This is a genomic window from Serratia sp. CY81684 (assembly GCF_052166595.1).
In the GTDB taxonomy this organism is placed as follows: Bacteria; Pseudomonadota; Gammaproteobacteria; order Enterobacterales; family Enterobacteriaceae; genus Serratia; species Serratia nematodiphila.
Window position 1 is genome coordinate 663766 of sequence record NZ_JBJNOO010000003.1, and the last position, 16117, is coordinate 679882.

Genomic DNA, 16117 nt, shown 5'->3' on the forward strand with positions numbered 1-16117 from the left:
TGTCAGCACACCGCTTTATCGGCGCCGCAACATGAACGTGAGCACCGCGTCCGCCAGTTTGCCGAACGGCGCGCGCAGCAGGCCGGTAAAGTGCCAGCGGCTCTGGATGAAAACGCCCTTGGCGTGGCTCAGCGCCCGAAATCCCTCGATGCCGTGACAGGCCCCCATGCCGCTGGGGCCGATGCCGCCGAACGGCAGATCGTCCTGGGCGAAATGCAGCAGGGTGGCGTTGACGCTGACGTTGCCTGAGGTGGTGTGCGTCAGCAGCCGATCCTGCTGCGCGCCTGCCGGGCCAAAGTAGTAGAGCGCGAGCGGGCGCGGCCCGGCGTTGATAACGTCGATCGTTTCATCAAAGGCGGCGTAGGTGCGCACCGGCAGCAGCGGCCCGAAGATCTCTTCTTGCATGATCCGGCTGTCGTCGGGGGCGCCGACGATAAGCGTAGGGGCCAGGGTTTTCGGCCGTTCAGACGCCGAGTCCGGGCGATGGCCGACCGGAATGATTTGCGCGCCCCGCGCCTGGGCGTCGGCCAGCAGGTCTTGCAAACGCTGATAGTGCCTGTCGCTGATGATGGCGCCGTAGTCGCTGCCCGTCGGCCCGTCGGGATAAAAGGTTTTGACCGCCGCGTCATAGAGCGCAATGAAGCTCTCCACATCGTTCTGATGGATTAGCAGGTAATCGGGCGCGATGCAGGTTTGGCCCGCGTTCGACAGCTTGCCGAACGCCAGGCTGTTAACGATTCTGGCGGTGAGCGCGCCGGGCGCCACGACGGCAGGGCTTTTGCCGCCCAACTCGAGCGTTAACGGCACCAGATTTTTAGCGGCCGCCTGCATGACCTGACGGCCGATCGCTGTACTGCCGGTGAACACCAGATGGTCGAACGCCAGCTCGCTGAATCTGGCCCCGACCTCCGGCCCGCCGGTCACCACGGCGACCTCGTCGGCGGGAAACTGCGCCGCCAGCATCGTCTCGATGAGCTGGCTGGTATGCGGCGTGAGCTCCGAAGGTTTCAGCATCACGCGGTTGCCGGCGGCCAGGGCGGTGGCCAGCGGGATGAAGGTCAACGATAAAGGGTAGTTCCACGGCGCCATGATGCCGATCACGCCCTTGGGCTGATATTGCACATAGGCGCGCGCAGCCTGGTACGGCAGGGCGACGTGGCGGCGATCCGGTTTCATGAAGCGTTTCAGGTTGCGCAGCAGGTAATCGATCGCCTGCACGGTGACCACAATCTCCAGAATGTCGGTCTCGTAAGGCGAGCGGTGGCCGAAGTCCGCGCTGACGGCCGCCGCCAGCGCGCCGCGCTGGGCCAGAATGGCGCTCCGCAAGCGGCGCAGGGCGGCCTTGCGCTGTTGCATCGTCGGCGCGCCGTCGCGCAGGAAGGCGTGGCGCTGGGCGGCAAACCGTTGCTCCATCGTCGTGGCGGTGTCATCTCCTTGCACTTGAATACTCCTGATGCCGATCGAAAGCGGGAATGCGGTTTGCCGAATTGGGTTTGACCTTAAAGTGAGCTTTAAACCTATACTCGTTAAACGATCAATGCAAGATCGTCGGCCAGCCGGGATGAGGGAGCCAGAGATCCCGGCGCCGCGCGCAGTATAAACCTTCTTTTTTAACCATAGTGTAAATGGGAGAAACGACATGGGTTATGTAACGACCAGCGATGGCGTCGAGATTTTCTACAAGGATTGGGGCCCCAAAAACGGCAAGGTTATCTATTTCCACCACGGCTGGCCGCTGTCCAGCGATGACTGGGATGCCCAGATGCTGTTCTTCGTGAACCAAGGGTTCCGCGTGGTTGCGCACGATCGCCGCGGCCACGGCCGCTCCAGCCAGGTGTGGGAAGGGCACGACATGGACCACTACGCCGATGATGTCGCCGCGGTGGTGAAACACCTGGGCGTACAGGGCGCGATGCACGTGGGCCACTCGACGGGCGGTGGCGAGGTAGTGCGCTATATTGTGCGCCACGGCGAGGACAAGGTGTCCAAAGCGGTGCTGATCAGCGCGGTGCCGCCGCTGATGGTGAAAACCGACGCCAATCCGCAGGGCACCCCCAAAGCGGTGTTCGATGATTTCCAGGCGCAGCTGGCCGCCAACCGGGCGCAATTCTATTACGACGTGCCGGCCGGTCCGTTCTACGGCTATAACCGTCCGGGCGCCAAACCGTCGGAGGCCATTATCTGGAACTGGTGGCGCCAGGGCATGATGGGCGGCGCCAAGGCGCACTATGACGGCATCGTCGCCTTCTCGCAGACCGATTTCACCGAAGATCTCAAGAAGATTGCCATTCCGGTGCTGGTGATCCACGGCGACGACGATCAGGTAGTGCCTTATCAGGACTCTGGCGTGCTCTCGGCCAAGCTGGTGCAAAACGGCACGCTGCATACCTACAAGGGCGCGCCGCACGGCATCCCGACCACCCACGCCGATCAGGTCAACGCCGATCTGCTGGCGTTTGTGAACAGCTAAGAACAGCGCCCAGGGGGACGCTCCGCCGCCTGGGCGCTGCTTGAGGGATATCCCTCATTGCGGCCCTGCCGGCGGTTATTTAAGCTGAATGGGCAATGCAACGATGAATATGGAGATAATCATGACTGATTCAGTGTCCAACGATCGTAATCCCACCCCGGATGTGGCGGAAGACAATGCGTTCTTCCCATCCCCTTACTCCCTCAGCCAGTACACCTCGTCCAAAACCGACTTCACGGGCGCCAGCTACCCGAACGCCTATCGCGGCGGCAAGTGGAAGGTGCTGATGATCGCCTCGCAGGAGCGCTACCTGCTGATGCAAAACGGCAAGTTCTTCTCCACCGGCAATCACCCGGTCGAGATGCTGCTGCCGATGTATCACCTGGATCTGGCCGGTTTCGAGATCGACGTCGCCACGCCGTCCGGCGATCCGGTGAAGCTGGAGATGTGGGCGTTCCCGCATGAAGATGAAGCGGTCAAGGCCACCTACGAGAAGTACCGCAGCCAACTCAAGCAGCCGAAAAAGCTGACGGAAGTGGTGAAGGATCTGGATGGCGGCAACTACCTCGGCGTTTTCATTCCCGGCGGCCACGGCGTGCTCAACGATATCCCGTTCAGTGAAGAGGTGAAAAAGACGCTGCACTGGGCACATGACCACGATCGCTACGTGATCTCGCTGTGCCACGGGCCGGCCGGTTTGCTGGCGGCGGGCATCGGCGAGAGCAAAGACGATTTCCTCTATCGCGGCTATGAGATGTGTGTGTTCCCGGACTCGCTCGATACCGGCGCCAACATCGATATCGGCTATATCCCCGGCCCGATGCCCTGGCTGGTAGGCGAACGCCTGCGCGAGTTGGGCGTTAAGATCGTCAACGCCGACATCACCGGCAAGGTGCATAAAGATCGGCGCCTGCTGACCGGCGACAGCCCGCTGGCTTCCAACAACCTCGGCAAACTGGCGGCAGAAACGCTGCTGGCCGACGTCGCCGCGCGATGAGCGACGAGATCGCGCAGCGCGCTTTCCAGACGGCGTTGGCGATGGACCACGAGCGCACCTTGTCCGCCATTCAGGGGCGGGTTCGCGCCTTCGCCGCGCCGTTCGGTTTCAACCGCTTTGTGCTGTTTTCCGCCTCCGCGGCGGCGGAGGCGGGGATCGAGCATATCTACTGGGTCGAGGGCGACTGGTTCGGTGAGGGGGAGGCGGTCGATGCGCTGACCTACGTGCGGCACTGCCCGGTGACCCGGCACATGCTGCGGGCCGCAGAACCGTTCTTCTGGACCAAAACCCGGGCGCAGCAGGGCGAGCGCTACCGGATTGTGCGCACGCCGCGCGGCGCCGGTCTGCACGGCGTGCAGATCCCGGTATTCGGCCCCGCCGGGTTGGAGGGGGCGGTCAGCCTGGGGGGCGAGCGCATCGACGCCTCGCCGCCGGTGCGGCTGGCGCTGTCGCTGGTGGGCGCAGCGGCTTTTCTGGCGGCGCGGCGGCTGTTCGAACCTGCTGCCGGTGAGGGGGAGGGCCGGCTGTCGGCGCGCGAGCGTGAGGTGCTGAGCTGGACCGCCATTGGCCGGCGGCAGGCGGATATCGCCGCGATGCTCGGCCTGTCTGAACGCACGGTGGAAAACCACCTGCGGCGCATTCGCCAACGTCTCGGCGCCGCCACCACCGCGCAGGCGATCAGCGTGGCGATCCGCCTGGGCGAAATCACCCCCGAGAGCCGTTAGCCCGCCGCCATTTGCCGCAGCAGCCACGTGCGCAGCGCCATGATATCGGGGCGCTGCGCGGTCTCTTCGGTGGACACCAGATAGTAGTTGGCGCCGGGCAATGACATCTCGAACGGCGCCGCCAACACGCCGCGCTGCAACAAATCGCGCGCCAGCAGCCGGCTGGCGATCACCACCCCCTGGCCCGCCACCGCCGCCTGCAGCGCATGGGTCTCGTCGCTGAAGGTCAGCCCGGCTTCCACGTTCAATCCTTCCGGCCCGTAGCGCCGCCGCCAGTTCTCCCAGGTCGGTGAGTCGGCGGGCACCTGCCGATGCTCCACGTGAAACAGCGTCACCCGCAGCAAATCTTCGATGCGCTCCAGCGCCAGTGCCGGGCTGGCCACCACGATAAAGCGATCCTCATGCAGCAGGGTGCAGTGCAGATCGCTTTCCGGCGTTTCACGGTAGCGGATGGCGACGTCCACGGTGCGCTGGCTGAGATCCACCCGCTCGACGCTGGTGTGCAGGCGCAGATCGATGGCGGGAAACTCCGCCTTGAAATCCGCCAGGCGCGGCACCAGCCAGTGGGTGAGAAAGTTGGAGGTGGTGGTGACGGTCAGCGCCGGCGGCTGCCGGGCGCGGGTGATTTGGGCGACGGACTGCTCCAGCGCGGCGAAGGCGCGCTGGGTGCCGGCATACAGGATCTCGCCGGTTTCGGTCAGGCTGACGCCCTGCGCGCTGCGCTCGCACACCCGGCATGCCAGCACCGACTCCAGCAGCTTGATCTGATGGCTGATCGCCGTTGCGCTGACGCCCAGCGCCTCGGCGGCCAGTTTGAAGCTGCGGCAGACGGCCACGGCGTGGAAAGCGCGCAGCGCGCCCAGCGGCGGCAAACGGGTTTTTCTCATGGCTGAATTATTCTCATCCAAGGCTGAAAACTATGAGTTTGTCTGACCCATTATACAAGAGATAGGCTACTGACATGTGAGCAGGGAAATGAATTTATTTCATCATTTCCATCATGTCGGAGTGAACGATGAGCCTCTATATCAACAACGGCGCCCTGGGCGCCATGGAACACACGGGAACGGCGGCGAGCGCCCTGGCGCTCAGCGTGCCGGTCGCGGCGGGCGCCTTGCTGCTGAAGACCGAAAATCTGCTGGGTATCGGCGCGACCCTGATGCTGCTGACGGCATTGGCGCTGGCGTTTCTCGGCGGCGCCGCGCTGGCCCGCTGGCGGACGCTGCGGAACCGGCCTGCGCTGGCTATTCTCCGCCACGGCTTTTTACTGGCGGCGGCGGGATGGCTATTGATGCTGCTGATGCTGTTCGGCGGCCACGGCTGGCCGGCCCTGCTGCCGGGCCTCGCCCTCGGCGGTCTGGGCCAGGGCGTCGCCTACCGCACGGCAGTGGGGGAGAAAGCGGCGTTCGCCGTGGCGTGCAGGCTGACGACGGTGGTGACTCTCGTAGCCGTAGTGGTTGCCGTTTCGCTGGTGCAAACCTATGCCGCGCCGGGCGTGAGAGGGAGCTGTTTCGCGCTGGCGCTGCTGGTCGATCTGGCGTTGCTGGGGGCGTTGATGGCGCGGATTGCGGAGCGTGACAGGGAGTGAGCCGCGCCGCAGGTAAACAGCCCGCCGGTAAACCCGGCGGGCTTCGCTTAGGCGGCCGCCAGCTCTTGCGGGGCAATGGTTTGCAAACCGACAAGCTGAATGGCCGGCTGCTCCAGATTGATGCCAAAGTATCCTTGATCCCAATTGTAGATATTGACGACGTGCTGATTGAGCGCGCTTTCGCCCTGCATGAATATCGACAGATCCTGCGTATGGGTTTGCGCGTTGTAATTCAGTGAGAAGCTGCTGTTTGATCCTTCGGCGCCGAAGGCCAGCAGGTGGTTATCGATAGACAGGGAGGAGGCCTGTAAAAAGCCCAGCTCGAAGCTGTCGTCGATGTAGATATTGTGGGTCTGCTTCACGGGAATGTTCAGCAGGCTGTTGGGGAAGGGCACATCGTTGGACAGCATGCTCAGGTTTACGCCGAGATAATCCTGCGGCGCACTCCCACCCGGCGCAGTGGTATAACCGTGCTCGAAGCGAATCTCGCTGGAGCCTTTGCCCAGGTTGACCTCCAGACCGTTGGCCGGCGTCAGCACCCGATCGTTAAAGGTGACGTTGTCCTTAAAGTCGGTCAGTTTAACCGCTTCGATGTTGTACAGCCCGTCCTTAAAGCCATACAGCCCGATGCCGTTTTTCTCGATCACCCCGCGCCCGCCATAGCTACCCTGGGCGTCAAACTTCAGGTTTACCCCGTGCGACAGGCTGGAATAATCGACCGTATCGTGGCCGCTGCCGCCGTCGATCACCGTCCAGCCGTAGTTGCCGGCGTTGTTTTGCCAGCCGCGCGGCACGCTGATGGTGTCGTCGCCGCTGCCGGTGTTAACGGCGATATTGCCGAACGCCAGCGTGAAATCGTCGTCATGCAGCGTACCGACGCGGTACAGATTCGGCGTGGACAGCACGTCGGCAATGTCGTTGAAAATCGCCGAGCCGATATCCAGCTTGCCGGGGATAATGCTGCCGCCGCCGGTCACGCTGCTGCCGTAGGACTCAGTGTAGAAATCACGCGCCGCCTCGGCGGCCAGGCGGATGGTCTCGTGGCCAATGCCGAGGGTGGTCAAATAGGTGGGCACTTCGCCCGCCAGCAGCGTTTCAACCACGTAACTGAGGTTTTTCATCTGCATGGAGACCTGCGCTGCGGCAATCAGATCGTAAGTCCCGCCTTCCACCTTAAAGGCCGAGGTGTCGTTGGTCGCCACCCATTCGGTAAAGAACGAGGTGTCGCCTAAATAAGAGAACAGCGTGGTGCCGGCCCAGGGGGAATAGTTGGGAGCACCGGTCGAGGAGGCGTCGGTGAACACTTCGGACGCCGCCGCACCGGCGTCGATCAGGCCAACCTCGTGAATATCCGGCACTTTGGCGCTGGTGGGCGGGGCATCCGGCAGCGGCGCATTGGGATCGCTGCTCAGATCGACGCCAAACAGCGTTTTGGCGAAGTTTTTGGCGATGTTGTCGGAGGCATTCTGAATGCGCGCCTCCCAGTCATCGGGCACATGCCCGGTGCGCAGCTCATACTGCAGCTTGGTTTGGTCGCGAATGTAATGGGCAAACGCCCCCTGATTCGAGTTCACGCCATAGGCGCCTTTGATCCAGGTATACACCGCGATATCCACGCCCTCAATGGGTTGGTTGGCATGGTTGGGATCGGTGAGCGCATCGACGGATGCGGCATACACGGCCGGCCAGTCGCCGGCTTTGGCGGCCTCCCAAATCGCTTGCAGTTTTTCTCGGTCGGTAATGACGTAAGCCATATAAACACTCCTTGTTGCTGAGAGATTGCTTTGAAATTCAACATGATGAATGGAAGCGCGCGATGGAATAAACCGAAACCCGAACAGCCAGAAACGCGCATGCCGCGATCTGCAGCGAACGATGGGCAGCAGGCACCCATAGCGAAAGGATAGACGTAACTTACCGAGCGCGAACAATTCGCTTATCGATTGTTTTTACAGGATTATTGCTGTAAATCGGCGGGTTAACCCGCGTATTGGTGCCAGGGAGGGATTTCCGTCAGCTGGGTTAGGAATCTTCTTAGGTAAAAGAGTGGGTTTCGCTGGTGGGGCCAAGCGTCGGCGTTATGGCGGTGGCTGCCGCTTTGCGGGTTCACACCGACGGCAACGCAGGAGGGCGATTTCTCTCTGGCGCTGCTGGAGTGTGGAATGGGGGGGAATGCTGGAGTGGGGACTCTGGCGGTCGGTTTTGTGCCAGTAGCGGACGTTAACAATCTTGAACAGGTTAGCCGACAAACCTGAAAACTCTTTTGCTTACATCGGGAATGTTGGCAGAAAGTACTTCAATTATGATTTCAGATCAGCCAGTTAATCCCAAATCTCAATGGGATCATTAATACTTTCCCCCTGGAGCAGTTGCTCAATGTGTTTAGGTAAGTTCCTTGGATAAAAAGTCGCAGACGACGATTTTAGTTCCTCCAGGGACCACCAGTGATACTCGAGATGATCTTCCAGTTCAAAAGGTTCCCGTTCTGCATAATGGATATCAGGTTTGAAATCATTTATATAGGCAAGGGATATAGCTTCGTGTTGCAGGCGCCTTTCACCGCGATACGAGTAATGAACATCTCTGAACCACTGAGGTACACGGACGCTTTGGAAAGGAACTATCAAACCCGTTTCTTCAAACACTTCACGTATGGCTGCGTCCGCGTGAGATTCCCCCTCCAAAATGCCACCGCCAGGTAATTCCCACGAATTTATGAAGTTAGGATTACTGACATCACGTGTGCTGAGAAGCAGGATCGAGCAGGTCTTATCAATCAGGACAACTCTTACCGCGCGCCGCTCAGTTTCTTTGAGTGGGAAAATCATTTCAGAAGACATAAATAAGGCCATAACAAATAAACACTAAAAGAAGATAGTCTACATACTGCCTTCTATTTTTCTACTAAAGTCCGCTCCTCGCTCAAAGCAGACCCAATGACCACGTAGCCTGTCCGTTGCGTGCCAGAAGCGGACGTTCACGTCCGTTCTTGAAATATTGGCCCGATAATTCAGCGTTAAATTTTCCGGTTAATACGCAACGCATCCACAACGAGTGAAAACGCTGGGGAAGGCTGTTTACGGCTGGGATAATAAAGATAGTAGCCGGGAAAAGGACGGCACCATTCTTCAAGCACGCGGATCAGTTTTCCTTCCTGCAGATGTGTGCCGAACTCCTCTTCAGGTAAAAAGGCAATGCCCAGTCCGGCAAGAGCTGCGTCAACGACGTGTTCCGATGTGTTAAACGTCATTTGCCCTTCAACCCGAACGTGAAATTTACCGTTTTCCTGCTCAAACTCCCAGGCGTAAATTTTCCCCGATTGAACCATGCGCTCATTAATACAGCAGTGTTGCATCAGATCGCGTGGCGTCTGAGGGGCGGCGCACCGGGCAAAATACTCAGGGGAAGCTACAGCCGCCATGCGCAGTTTCGGGCCAATGGGTACGGCTATCATATCTTTGTCGATAGTGTCTCCGAGCCGCACGCCGGCATCAAAACGGTCCGCCACGATATCCCGGAACCCGTGGTTGGCATCAAACTCAATATGAATATCAGGATATTCGCGTAGCAGTGGTGTCAGCTTTGGCAGCAGCGTGGTCTTCAGAACATTAGGTCCACATGTAATACGGACGGTCCCCGCAGGTTTATCACGCAGTGCCGTCAGCATGTCCAGCTCGGCTTCAATCTCATCAATACGATGGCCCACAGACTGCAGCAGGCGTTCCCCGGCGGCGGTCACTGACACGCTGCGCGTGGTTCGCGTCAGCAGGCGGATTTGCATCCGTTCTTCCAGCCCGGAAATCGCCTGGCTCAGTGCGGGCTGGGTCACGCCGAGCTGGGCGGCAGCGCGCGTAAAGCTGCCCTCACGCGCCACGGTGACGAAAGAGAGTAAGTCGTTGAGATTGCGTCTGGCCATGCTCGTTTCCGGTCCATTTATAAATTTTACTTATAAGGGTATTAAGTATTCATTAGCTAGTTAACCCGCTGCATATTGGTAACAATAATGCGATGAAAAAGTCAACGCTAACCCTTATGCAAAACGCTTACTGCAGAACATCACTGCTGCTCCTTGCCGGCCTGCTTTTCGTCACGCAGTCCGCTATGGCGGGTGACAACGACCGGGGAGTGGCGCAGGAGACGCTTATGAAAATTGAGATCATTGTGGAGGGAGAAACCGCCACCGCCACCCTCTTTGATACGCCGACAGGCCGGGACTTTGCGTCTTTGCTTCCCCTCAGCCTGACGCTGGAAGACTATGACGATATTGAGCGTATAAGCGACCTGCCGCGCAGGCTTTCCACGGTGCAGGCACCGGACGGCATGACGCCGGAAGCCGGAGATATCACTTACTACGCGCCCTGGGGCAACCTGGCGATTTTTGCCCAGGGCAGGGCTTACGCCCGTTCACTGATCCCGTTAGGGAAAGTGGATTCCGGACTGCCGGTCCTGCAGCGCCACGGACCTCTTGCGGTGCAGATCAGGGTCGCCAACTGACCCGCAGCACCTTCCGTACCGCGATTATCCCCCTTATCCCGTCTCCGTATGCCGTTTCAGCTCTTCCTGCAGCGCTGAAGGCTCCGGGGCACAGACTTCATGTTATCTACTGAAAAGAAATCCCTGAATGAGTAATAAGACAGACGAAAACAGAAAAAAAAACACCGGAAGCGGGAAACAGCCTGCGCACTGGAGTGGTGTCTTTGCCATGACGCTGTGCGTCTTCGCCCTGATCGCCTCCGAATTCATGCCGGTCAGCCTGCTGACACCGATGGCGCAGACCCTTCGTGTCACCGAAGGCATGGCCGGACAGGGCATCGCCATTTCCGGGGCATTTGCAGTGGTAACCAGCCTGTTTATTTCCGTGCTGGCAGGCACGCTTAACCGGAAAACGCTGCTGCTCGGCCTGACCTGCATGATGGCAATTTCCGGTGCTGTTATTGCGATGGCACCCAATTACCTGACCTATATGGCGGGCAGGGCTCTGATTGGCATCGTAGTCGGCGGGTTCTGGTCGATGTCGGCAGCCACGGCGATGCGTTTGGTTCCGGTGCACCGAGTTCCGCTGGCGTTGGCCATTTTTAACAGCGGCAATGCACTGGCCACGGTCATCGCGGCCCCTTTGGGCAGTTGGCTCGGTTCGGTGATCGGCTGGCGCGGGGCCTTCTTTTGTCTGGTGCCGGTCGCGATCGCCGCGTTTATCTGGCAGTTGTTCAGCCTGCCCTCCATGCAGGTCACCCGGCAGAGTAACGGTGCCAGCAATGTCTTCACGCTGTTTCGCCGTCGAGTGGTCACGTTAGGCATGCTGGGCGTCGGCATCTTCTTTATGGGGCAGTTCACGCTCTTTACCTACATCAGGCCTTTCCTTGAAACGGTGACGAAGGTGGATGCTTCAGTGGTCACCCTAATCCTGCTGGTTATCGGTGTCGCGGGTTTCATCGGCACCACGCTGATTGGCAGAGTGCTGAAACGCGGCTTCTACTCGACCCTGATAGCCATTCCGGTGCTGATGGCCATCACCGCGCTGGCACTGATCGCTTTTGGCAGTCAGGTGGCCATCGTGATGGTGCTGCTCGGGTTGTGGGGGCTGATTTCTACCGGTGCGCCGGTGGGGTGGTGGGCCTGGGTACCGCGTATCTTTCCGCAGAATGCCGAAGCCGGCGGCGGGCTGATGGTGGCAATGGTCCAGTTATCCATTGCGCTAGGTTCAACGGTAGGGGGGCTGCTTTTCGATCACCACGGCTACCAGAGCACTTTCTTGGCCAGCGTCACGATGCTGCTTATCGCGGCCGGGCTGATTTTCCTGACCTCACGCGCAGACACCTCTGCCAGAGACCATTCATAAACCCTGGAGTTATGTCATGACAGGTAAAGCTTACGGTGCCCATGCGGGCACACTGCCGCTGGAGCCGATGGATATCACCCGTCGCGCCTCCGGCGCCCGTGATGTGCAGATTGATTTCGCGTTCTGCGGCGTCTGCCATTCGGATAACGCCACCCTGGCTTAATGATAAGGAGACCATCATGAAAAAATTTACGTTAGCGCTGGGGCTGTTGATCAGTGCATTTGCTTCCTCTGCGGCGGATATGTCCCGTGGGGCCGATAATTTTTATAAAAGCGATAAGGTGACGCAGCAAAAAGTCACCTTTAAAAACCAGTATCAGATGGCCGTGGTCGGCAACCTGTTTATCCCGAAAAAGATGAACCAGAATACCCGACACCCGGCGATCGTCGTTGGTCACCCGATGGGAGCCGTTAAGGAACAGAGTTCGAATCTTTATGCGCAGAAGCTGGCGGAGCAGGGGTTTGTCACGCTGGCTATCGATCTCTCTTTCTGGGGAGAAAGCGAGGGCAAACCGGGGCACCTGATTTCACCGGAAATCTACACAGATGATTTCAGCGCGGCGGTTGATTATCTAAGCACGCAGCCGTTTGTTGATCCGGATAGCATCGGTGTATTAGGTATCTGCGGCAGCGGAAGTTTTGTTATCAGTGCTGCCAAGATTGACCCGCGTATGAAAGCCATTGCCACCGTCAGCATGTATGACATGGGGGCTGCATTTCGCAACGGCCTCAACCATTCCCAGACGCCGGAACAACGAAAGGCCTTTATCCGGTCAGCCACAGAGCAGCGTTTAGCAGAGTTTCAGGGAGGCGAGACGGCCTACATTCCCGGTACCGTGAATACACTGGACGCTTCAACGCCGGATATTCAGCGTGAGTTTTTCGATTTCTACCGCACCGAACGCGGTGGTTACACCCCGAAGGGTGAGAAAGAAGCACTGACGACGAAACCGATGTTGAGCAGTATCGGCAAGTTTATGAACTTCTATCCGTTCAACGATATTGAAACCATTTCACCGCGTCCGATGCTGTTTATCACCGGCGATCGGGCTCACTCAAAAGAGTTCAGCGAGGATGCATTCAAACGCGCCGGTCAGCCTAAAGAGCTTTATGTCGTACCGGGCGCAGGGCATGTCGATCTCTATGATCGTACCGACGTGATCCCTTTTGACAAACTGACAGACTTTTTCCGTAAGAACCTGCAATAACACGTTCAGTTAAGGAGCATCTGACATGAACTATAAACATCTGGGTCGTACCGGCCTGCGGGTGAGCCGCATCGGTCTCGGTACCATGAATTTCGGTGAGCTGACGGATGAGCCGGCCAGCTTCAGGATCATGGATGAAGCCGTGGATGCGGGTATCAACTTTTTCGATACCGCTGACGTCTATGGCGGACCGCAGTCACCGGATATGGCAAAGGGGTACGGGACATCCGAAGAAATCATCGGTAACTGGTTGGCGCGCAGTGGCCTGCGTGACCGAATCGTGCTGGCCACGAAAGTTTACCAGCCGATGGATACGGGCCCGAATGACAAATATCTGTCCGCTTACCATATTCGCCGGGCCTGTGAGGCCAGTCTGAAAAGACTGAAAACGGACCATATCGATCTCTACCAGATGCACCATATCGACCGGAACACCCCCTGGGAGGAAATCTGGCAGGCCATGGAACAGCTGATCCGTGAGGGTAAAATCAGCTACGTGGGCAGCAGTAACTTTGCCGGCTGGGATATTGCCACCGCACAGTGCACGGCTGATGCGCGCAACCTGCTGGGGCTGGCATCGGAACAGAGCCTTTACAACCTGACCCAGCGCACGGTTGAGCTTGAAGTCATTCCGGCACTGCGCCATTACGGCATTGGCCTGATCCCCTGGAGCCCGGTCGGGATGGGGATGCTGGGTGGCGTGCTGAAAAAAATTGCCGATGGCCGCCGGGCAACACCGCAGCTGCAGGCACAAATCAATCGCTTGCGGCCGCAACTGGAGGCCTGGGAAACGCTGTGTGATGAGCTGGGGGAGGCGCCCTCAGACGTGGCGTTGGCCTGGCTGTTGCAGAACCCCGTGGTTACCGCTGTGCTCAGTGGTCCGCGCACAGCTGAACAGCTCCGTCAGAATCTCAATGCCCTGACGTTGTCCCTTTCAGGCGATACGCTCAAAAGACTGGATACCATCTGGCCGGGACCGGGTGGGGAAGCCCCTGAAGCCTACGCATGGTAACCGTTATCCGTGTTAACAATGACCGGCCTTCGGGTCGGTAAGTACGTTATTTCAGTCAAATTTATTTATCACCTGAAGATGTTGTTCTTTGCTTTAATACTTTGATGTCCGCTCTCGCTCATAGCGGACTTTCTCCCCAAGTGCCGATCCGCCTGGCGCCAGAAGCGGACTATCGTTCGCCTGACCACATAAGCCTCAGTGCGATGAAACAAATACCGAGGCAGGCTGCGCGGGCGGAATGGCGAAGTGACGCTGCATGCGTTTTATCTCCTCTGCCGGTGGTAGGCCAAACAGACGTTTGAATTCTCGATTAAATTGCGATGGGCTTTCATAGCCAACGGCGTAACTCGCGGCGGCGGCGGTGATTTGTTGGCGCACCATCAGCATCCGTGCCTGGTGCAGGCGTACCGATTTCACATACTGCATCGGCGGCATCTGCGTTATCGCTTTGAAATGGCTATGAAAGGTCGGCACGCTCATGCCGGCCCTCATCGCCAGCTGCGTCAGCGTTAACGGCTCCGCGTAAGCGGCATGGATGTGCTGCAACGCTTTACCGATTTTGCCAAACTGGCCCTGCAAGGCCAGAGCGGCACGCATTGCGTTGCCCTGTGCGCCTGTCAGCACGCGAAAATAAAGCTCACGCACCCGCGCCGGGCCGAGGATCGCCGCCTCAAGCGGGTTGGTCAGGACGTCAAGTAAGCGAAGAACGGCCATTTTTACCCTGTCGTCCATCGGGCTCGACATCATGCTTTGCGGTGCGACGGGAGGATGCGGGGCGCCATGCTGTTCAATCTGCAACATCAGTTCAGCGGCAAGCTGAAAATCCAGATGCATATAAATCGCCAGCAGCGGATGTGCTGCCGACGCGTCGGTTTCCATCACAAACGGCACCGGCACCGAAACCGCCAGGTAGTGCTGCTCATCATATAAATAGGTCTGTTGACCGAAATAACCGCGTTTGCTGCCCTGGCAGACAATCACGATCCCCGGATCGTAAAGCACCGGCGTTCTGGCAAGCGGGCGATCGGAACGCAAAATTCGCACATCAGGTAGGGCAGTGAGGTTGTATCCCTCTTGCACCGCAAGTCTATTCATCAGGGCAATCATGTCGGACATCCCACCACCTCATAAAATCAGGCAAGAAAAAGAGAAGATACGGCCTAAAAATGCGGCAGAGCAGAGAATACCATGCAACCTTCATGGTTCATGGGAGTTCTTTTTATGGCATCTGCAAAAACGATTTTAATCACCGGCGTCAGCAGTGGCTTTGGCCAGGCGCTGGCGCGGGAAGCCCTCGCCGTAGGGCATCGGGTTGTAGGGACGGTGCGCAACAGCGAAGCACTGCAGGCTTTCGGCGCGCTCGATACGCAGCGGGCTTTTGGCTATCTGCTTGATGTCACGGACGTTGAGCGTATTGATGAGGTGGTTGGAGAGATTGAGTCCGCCGTCGGTCCGATAGATGTGCTGGTGAACAATGCCGGTTACGGCCACGAAGGCATTCTGGAAGAGTCCCCGCTTGCAGAGCTGCGCCGCCAGTTTGACGTCAATGTGTTTGGCGCGGTGGCGATGATCAAAGCCGTGCTACCGGGCATGCGCCAGCGCCGTCGCGGCCACATTATCAATATTACCTCAATGGGCAGCTTCATTACCTTGCCCGGTATCAGCTATTACTGTGGCAGCAAATTTGCACTGGAAGGGATATCAGAAACGTTAAGTAAAGAGCTTGACCCGTTCAACATCTACGTGACCGCAGTAGCGCCCGGCTCGTTTCGAACGGACTGGGCCGGGCGTTCAATGGTGCGCAGCCCTCGCCGTCTCCCGGACTATGACGCGTTATTTGAACCTGTTCGTCAGGCGCGTCAGGAAAAAAGCGGTAAGCAACTCGGCGATCCGATTAAGGCGGCTCACGCCATGCTGGCAGTGATTGAGAGCCGGAACCCACCCACGCATCTGTTGTTAGGCAGTGACGCATTAAGTTTGGTGCGGCAAAAGCTCGAGGCGTTAGGTCAGGAAATTGAACAATGGGAGAAACTTACCCGTTCAACGGATGGCTGACCGGTTTCGGGTAGAGAGTGTCGGGGATACTCGAGCATAGCCGCCCAACAGCAAAAAGCCCGCTCAGGTTTCCCTGAGCGGGCTTCTCTAAATATGGCTCCTCTGACTGGACTCGAACCAGTGACATACGGATTAACAGTCCGCCGTTCTACCGACTGAACTACAGAGGAATCGTTGGAACGGGGCGAATAATAGCGAGGCGCCGTCGGCATGTCAAAGGAGG

15 protein-coding genes, 1 tRNA gene and 1 pseudogene are annotated in these 16117 nt (G+C 58.6%); 10 read left to right on the forward strand and 7 right to left on the reverse strand.

What is annotated here, in order from left to right:
* Window positions 1-15: 15 nt before the first annotated feature.
* Window positions 16-1440, reverse strand: coding sequence for a coniferyl aldehyde dehydrogenase (locus ACJ8QF_RS10985; protein ID WP_257214273.1), 1425 nt, complete (start codon window positions 1438-1440; stop codon window positions 16-18).
* Window positions 1441-1639: 199 nt separating this feature from the next.
* On the opposite strand from ACJ8QF_RS10985, the gene ACJ8QF_RS10990 reads away from it, so the two are divergent.
* The 3 genes from ACJ8QF_RS10990 (at window position 1640) to ACJ8QF_RS11000 (ending at window position 4192) form a co-directional block, all read left to right on the forward strand.
* A complete protein-coding gene (locus tag ACJ8QF_RS10990) occupies window positions 1640-2470 on the forward strand; it encodes an alpha/beta fold hydrolase (RefSeq protein WP_044030866.1) in 831 nt (276 codons plus the stop codon).
* A 121-nt stretch (window positions 2471-2591) separates the two neighbouring features.
* Window positions 2592-3467 (forward strand): glyoxalase III HchA, encoded by an 876-nt coding sequence (hchA, locus tag ACJ8QF_RS10995; protein ID WP_131164917.1) that lies wholly within the window; start codon window positions 2592-2594, stop codon window positions 3465-3467.
* On the forward strand, window positions 3464-4192 hold the full coding sequence (locus tag ACJ8QF_RS11000) for a PA1136 family autoinducer-binding transcriptional regulator (RefSeq protein ID WP_131164916.1): 729 nt from the start codon (window positions 3464-3466) through the stop codon (window positions 4190-4192). The genes hchA and ACJ8QF_RS11000 overlap by 4 nt, the downstream gene beginning before the upstream one ends.
* Here the strand turns inward: ACJ8QF_RS11000 and ACJ8QF_RS11005 are convergent.
* On the reverse strand, window positions 4189-5079 hold the full coding sequence (locus ACJ8QF_RS11005) for a LysR substrate-binding domain-containing protein (RefSeq protein ID WP_131164915.1): 891 nt from the start codon (window positions 5077-5079) through the stop codon (window positions 4189-4191). The genes ACJ8QF_RS11000 and ACJ8QF_RS11005 overlap by 4 nt on opposite strands.
* A gap of 128 nt (window positions 5080-5207) precedes the next feature.
* Here ACJ8QF_RS11005 and ACJ8QF_RS11010 point away from each other — a divergent pair, with 128 nt between their 5' ends.
* Window positions 5208-5780, forward strand: a complete 573-nt coding sequence (locus tag ACJ8QF_RS11010; protein WP_131164914.1) for a hypothetical protein — start codon at window positions 5208-5210, stop codon at window positions 5778-5780.
* Window positions 5781-5827: 47 nt separating this feature from the next.
* Here the strand turns inward: ACJ8QF_RS11010 and ACJ8QF_RS11015 are convergent, their stop codons facing one another.
* The 3 genes from ACJ8QF_RS11015 to ACJ8QF_RS11025 form a co-directional block, all read right to left on the reverse strand.
* Entirely contained in the window at window positions 5828-7534 is a 1707-nt protein-coding gene (locus ACJ8QF_RS11015) for a hypothetical protein (protein ID WP_004928658.1), read from the reverse strand.
* 567 nt (window positions 7535-8101) lie between these two features.
* Complete coding sequence (locus tag ACJ8QF_RS11020; protein ID WP_015378447.1) at window positions 8102-8620, reverse strand: NUDIX hydrolase; 519 nt, start codon at window positions 8618-8620, stop codon at window positions 8102-8104.
* A 176-nt stretch (window positions 8621-8796) separates the two neighbouring features.
* Window positions 8797-9696, reverse strand: coding sequence for a LysR family transcriptional regulator (locus ACJ8QF_RS11025; RefSeq protein ID WP_004928662.1), 900 nt, complete (start codon window positions 9694-9696; stop codon window positions 8797-8799).
* A 227-nt stretch (window positions 9697-9923) separates the two neighbouring features.
* On the opposite strand from ACJ8QF_RS11025, the gene ACJ8QF_RS11030 reads away from it, so the two are divergent.
* The 5 genes and pseudogenes from ACJ8QF_RS11030 to ACJ8QF_RS11050 all read left to right on the forward strand — a co-directional run bounded on the left by ACJ8QF_RS11030 (window position 9924) and on the right by ACJ8QF_RS11050 (window position 13839).
* Window positions 9924-10274 carry a cyclophilin-like fold protein gene (locus ACJ8QF_RS11030; protein ID WP_015378446.1) on the forward strand — a complete coding sequence of 117 codons (351 nt, stop codon included), beginning with the start codon at window positions 9924-9926 and terminating at the stop codon, window positions 10272-10274.
* 127 nt (window positions 10275-10401) lie between these two features.
* Window positions 10402-11619, forward strand: a complete 1218-nt coding sequence (locus ACJ8QF_RS11035) for an MFS transporter (RefSeq protein WP_071591411.1) — start codon at window positions 10402-10404, stop codon at window positions 11617-11619.
* 16 nt (window positions 11620-11635) lie between these two features.
* Window positions 11636-11764, forward strand: a pseudogene (locus tag ACJ8QF_RS11040) (alcohol dehydrogenase); the annotation flags it as partial.
* Window positions 11765-11798: 34 nt separating this feature from the next.
* Window positions 11799-12827, forward strand: coding sequence for an alpha/beta hydrolase (locus ACJ8QF_RS11045; protein WP_004928673.1), 1029 nt, complete (start codon window positions 11799-11801; stop codon window positions 12825-12827).
* 25 nt (window positions 12828-12852) lie between these two features.
* Entirely contained in the window at window positions 12853-13839 is a 987-nt protein-coding gene (locus tag ACJ8QF_RS11050) for an aldo/keto reductase (protein WP_015378445.1), read from the forward strand.
* 195 nt (window positions 13840-14034) lie between these two features.
* Here ACJ8QF_RS11050 and ACJ8QF_RS11055 read toward each other — a convergent pair whose 3' ends face one another.
* Complete coding sequence (locus ACJ8QF_RS11055) at window positions 14035-14955, reverse strand: AraC family transcriptional regulator (RefSeq protein WP_033645505.1); 921 nt, start codon at window positions 14953-14955, stop codon at window positions 14035-14037.
* Between the two features lie 105 nt (window positions 14956-15060).
* Here ACJ8QF_RS11055 and ACJ8QF_RS11060 point away from each other — a divergent pair, with 105 nt between their 5' ends.
* Window positions 15061-15894: an oxidoreductase gene (locus ACJ8QF_RS11060; protein ID WP_004928681.1), complete on the forward strand. Its 834-nt coding sequence runs from the start codon at window positions 15061-15063 to the stop codon at window positions 15892-15894.
* 94 nt (window positions 15895-15988) lie between these two features.
* On the opposite strand, the gene ACJ8QF_RS11065 is transcribed toward ACJ8QF_RS11060, so the two are convergent.
* Window positions 15989-16064 (reverse strand) — tRNA-Asn (locus ACJ8QF_RS11065).
* Between the last annotated feature and the right edge of the window lie 53 nt (window positions 16065-16117).

Bases quoted from the DNA above. Each gene is read 5' to 3' on its own strand.
- ACJ8QF_RS10990 (WP_044030866.1), top strand. From the start codon at position 1,640: ATGGGTTATGTAACGACCAGCGATGGCGTCGAGATTTTCTACAAGGAT.
- hchA (WP_131164917.1), top strand. From the start codon at position 2,592: ATGACTGATTCAGTGTCCAACGATCGTAATCCCACCCCGGATGTGGCG.
- ACJ8QF_RS11000 (WP_131164916.1), top strand. From the start codon at position 3,464: ATGAGCGACGAGATCGCGCAGCGCGCTTTCCAGACGGCGTTGGCGATG.
- ACJ8QF_RS11005 (WP_131164915.1), bottom strand. From the start codon at position 5,079: ATGAGAAAAACCCGTTTGCCGCCGCTGGGCGCGCTGCGCGCTTTCCAC.
- ACJ8QF_RS11010 (WP_131164914.1), top strand. From the start codon at position 5,208: ATGAGCCTCTATATCAACAACGGCGCCCTGGGCGCCATGGAACACACG.
- ACJ8QF_RS11015 (WP_004928658.1), bottom strand. From the start codon at position 7,534: ATGGCTTACGTCATTACCGACCGAGAAAAACTGCAAGCGATTTGGGAG.
- ACJ8QF_RS11020 (WP_015378447.1), bottom strand. From the start codon at position 8,620: ATGTCTTCTGAAATGATTTTCCCACTCAAAGAAACTGAGCGGCGCGCG.
- ACJ8QF_RS11025 (WP_004928662.1), bottom strand. From the start codon at position 9,696: ATGGCCAGACGCAATCTCAACGACTTACTCTCTTTCGTCACCGTGGCG.
- ACJ8QF_RS11030 (WP_015378446.1), top strand. From the start codon at position 9,924: ATGAAAATTGAGATCATTGTGGAGGGAGAAACCGCCACCGCCACCCTC.
- ACJ8QF_RS11035 (WP_071591411.1), top strand. From the start codon at position 10,402: ATGAGTAATAAGACAGACGAAAACAGAAAAAAAAACACCGGAAGCGGG.
- ACJ8QF_RS11045 (WP_004928673.1), top strand. From the start codon at position 11,799: ATGAAAAAATTTACGTTAGCGCTGGGGCTGTTGATCAGTGCATTTGCT.
- ACJ8QF_RS11050 (WP_015378445.1), top strand. From the start codon at position 12,853: ATGAACTATAAACATCTGGGTCGTACCGGCCTGCGGGTGAGCCGCATC.
- ACJ8QF_RS11055 (WP_033645505.1), bottom strand. From the start codon at position 14,955: ATGTCCGACATGATTGCCCTGATGAATAGACTTGCGGTGCAAGAGGGA.
- ACJ8QF_RS11060 (WP_004928681.1), top strand. From the start codon at position 15,061: ATGGCATCTGCAAAAACGATTTTAATCACCGGCGTCAGCAGTGGCTTT.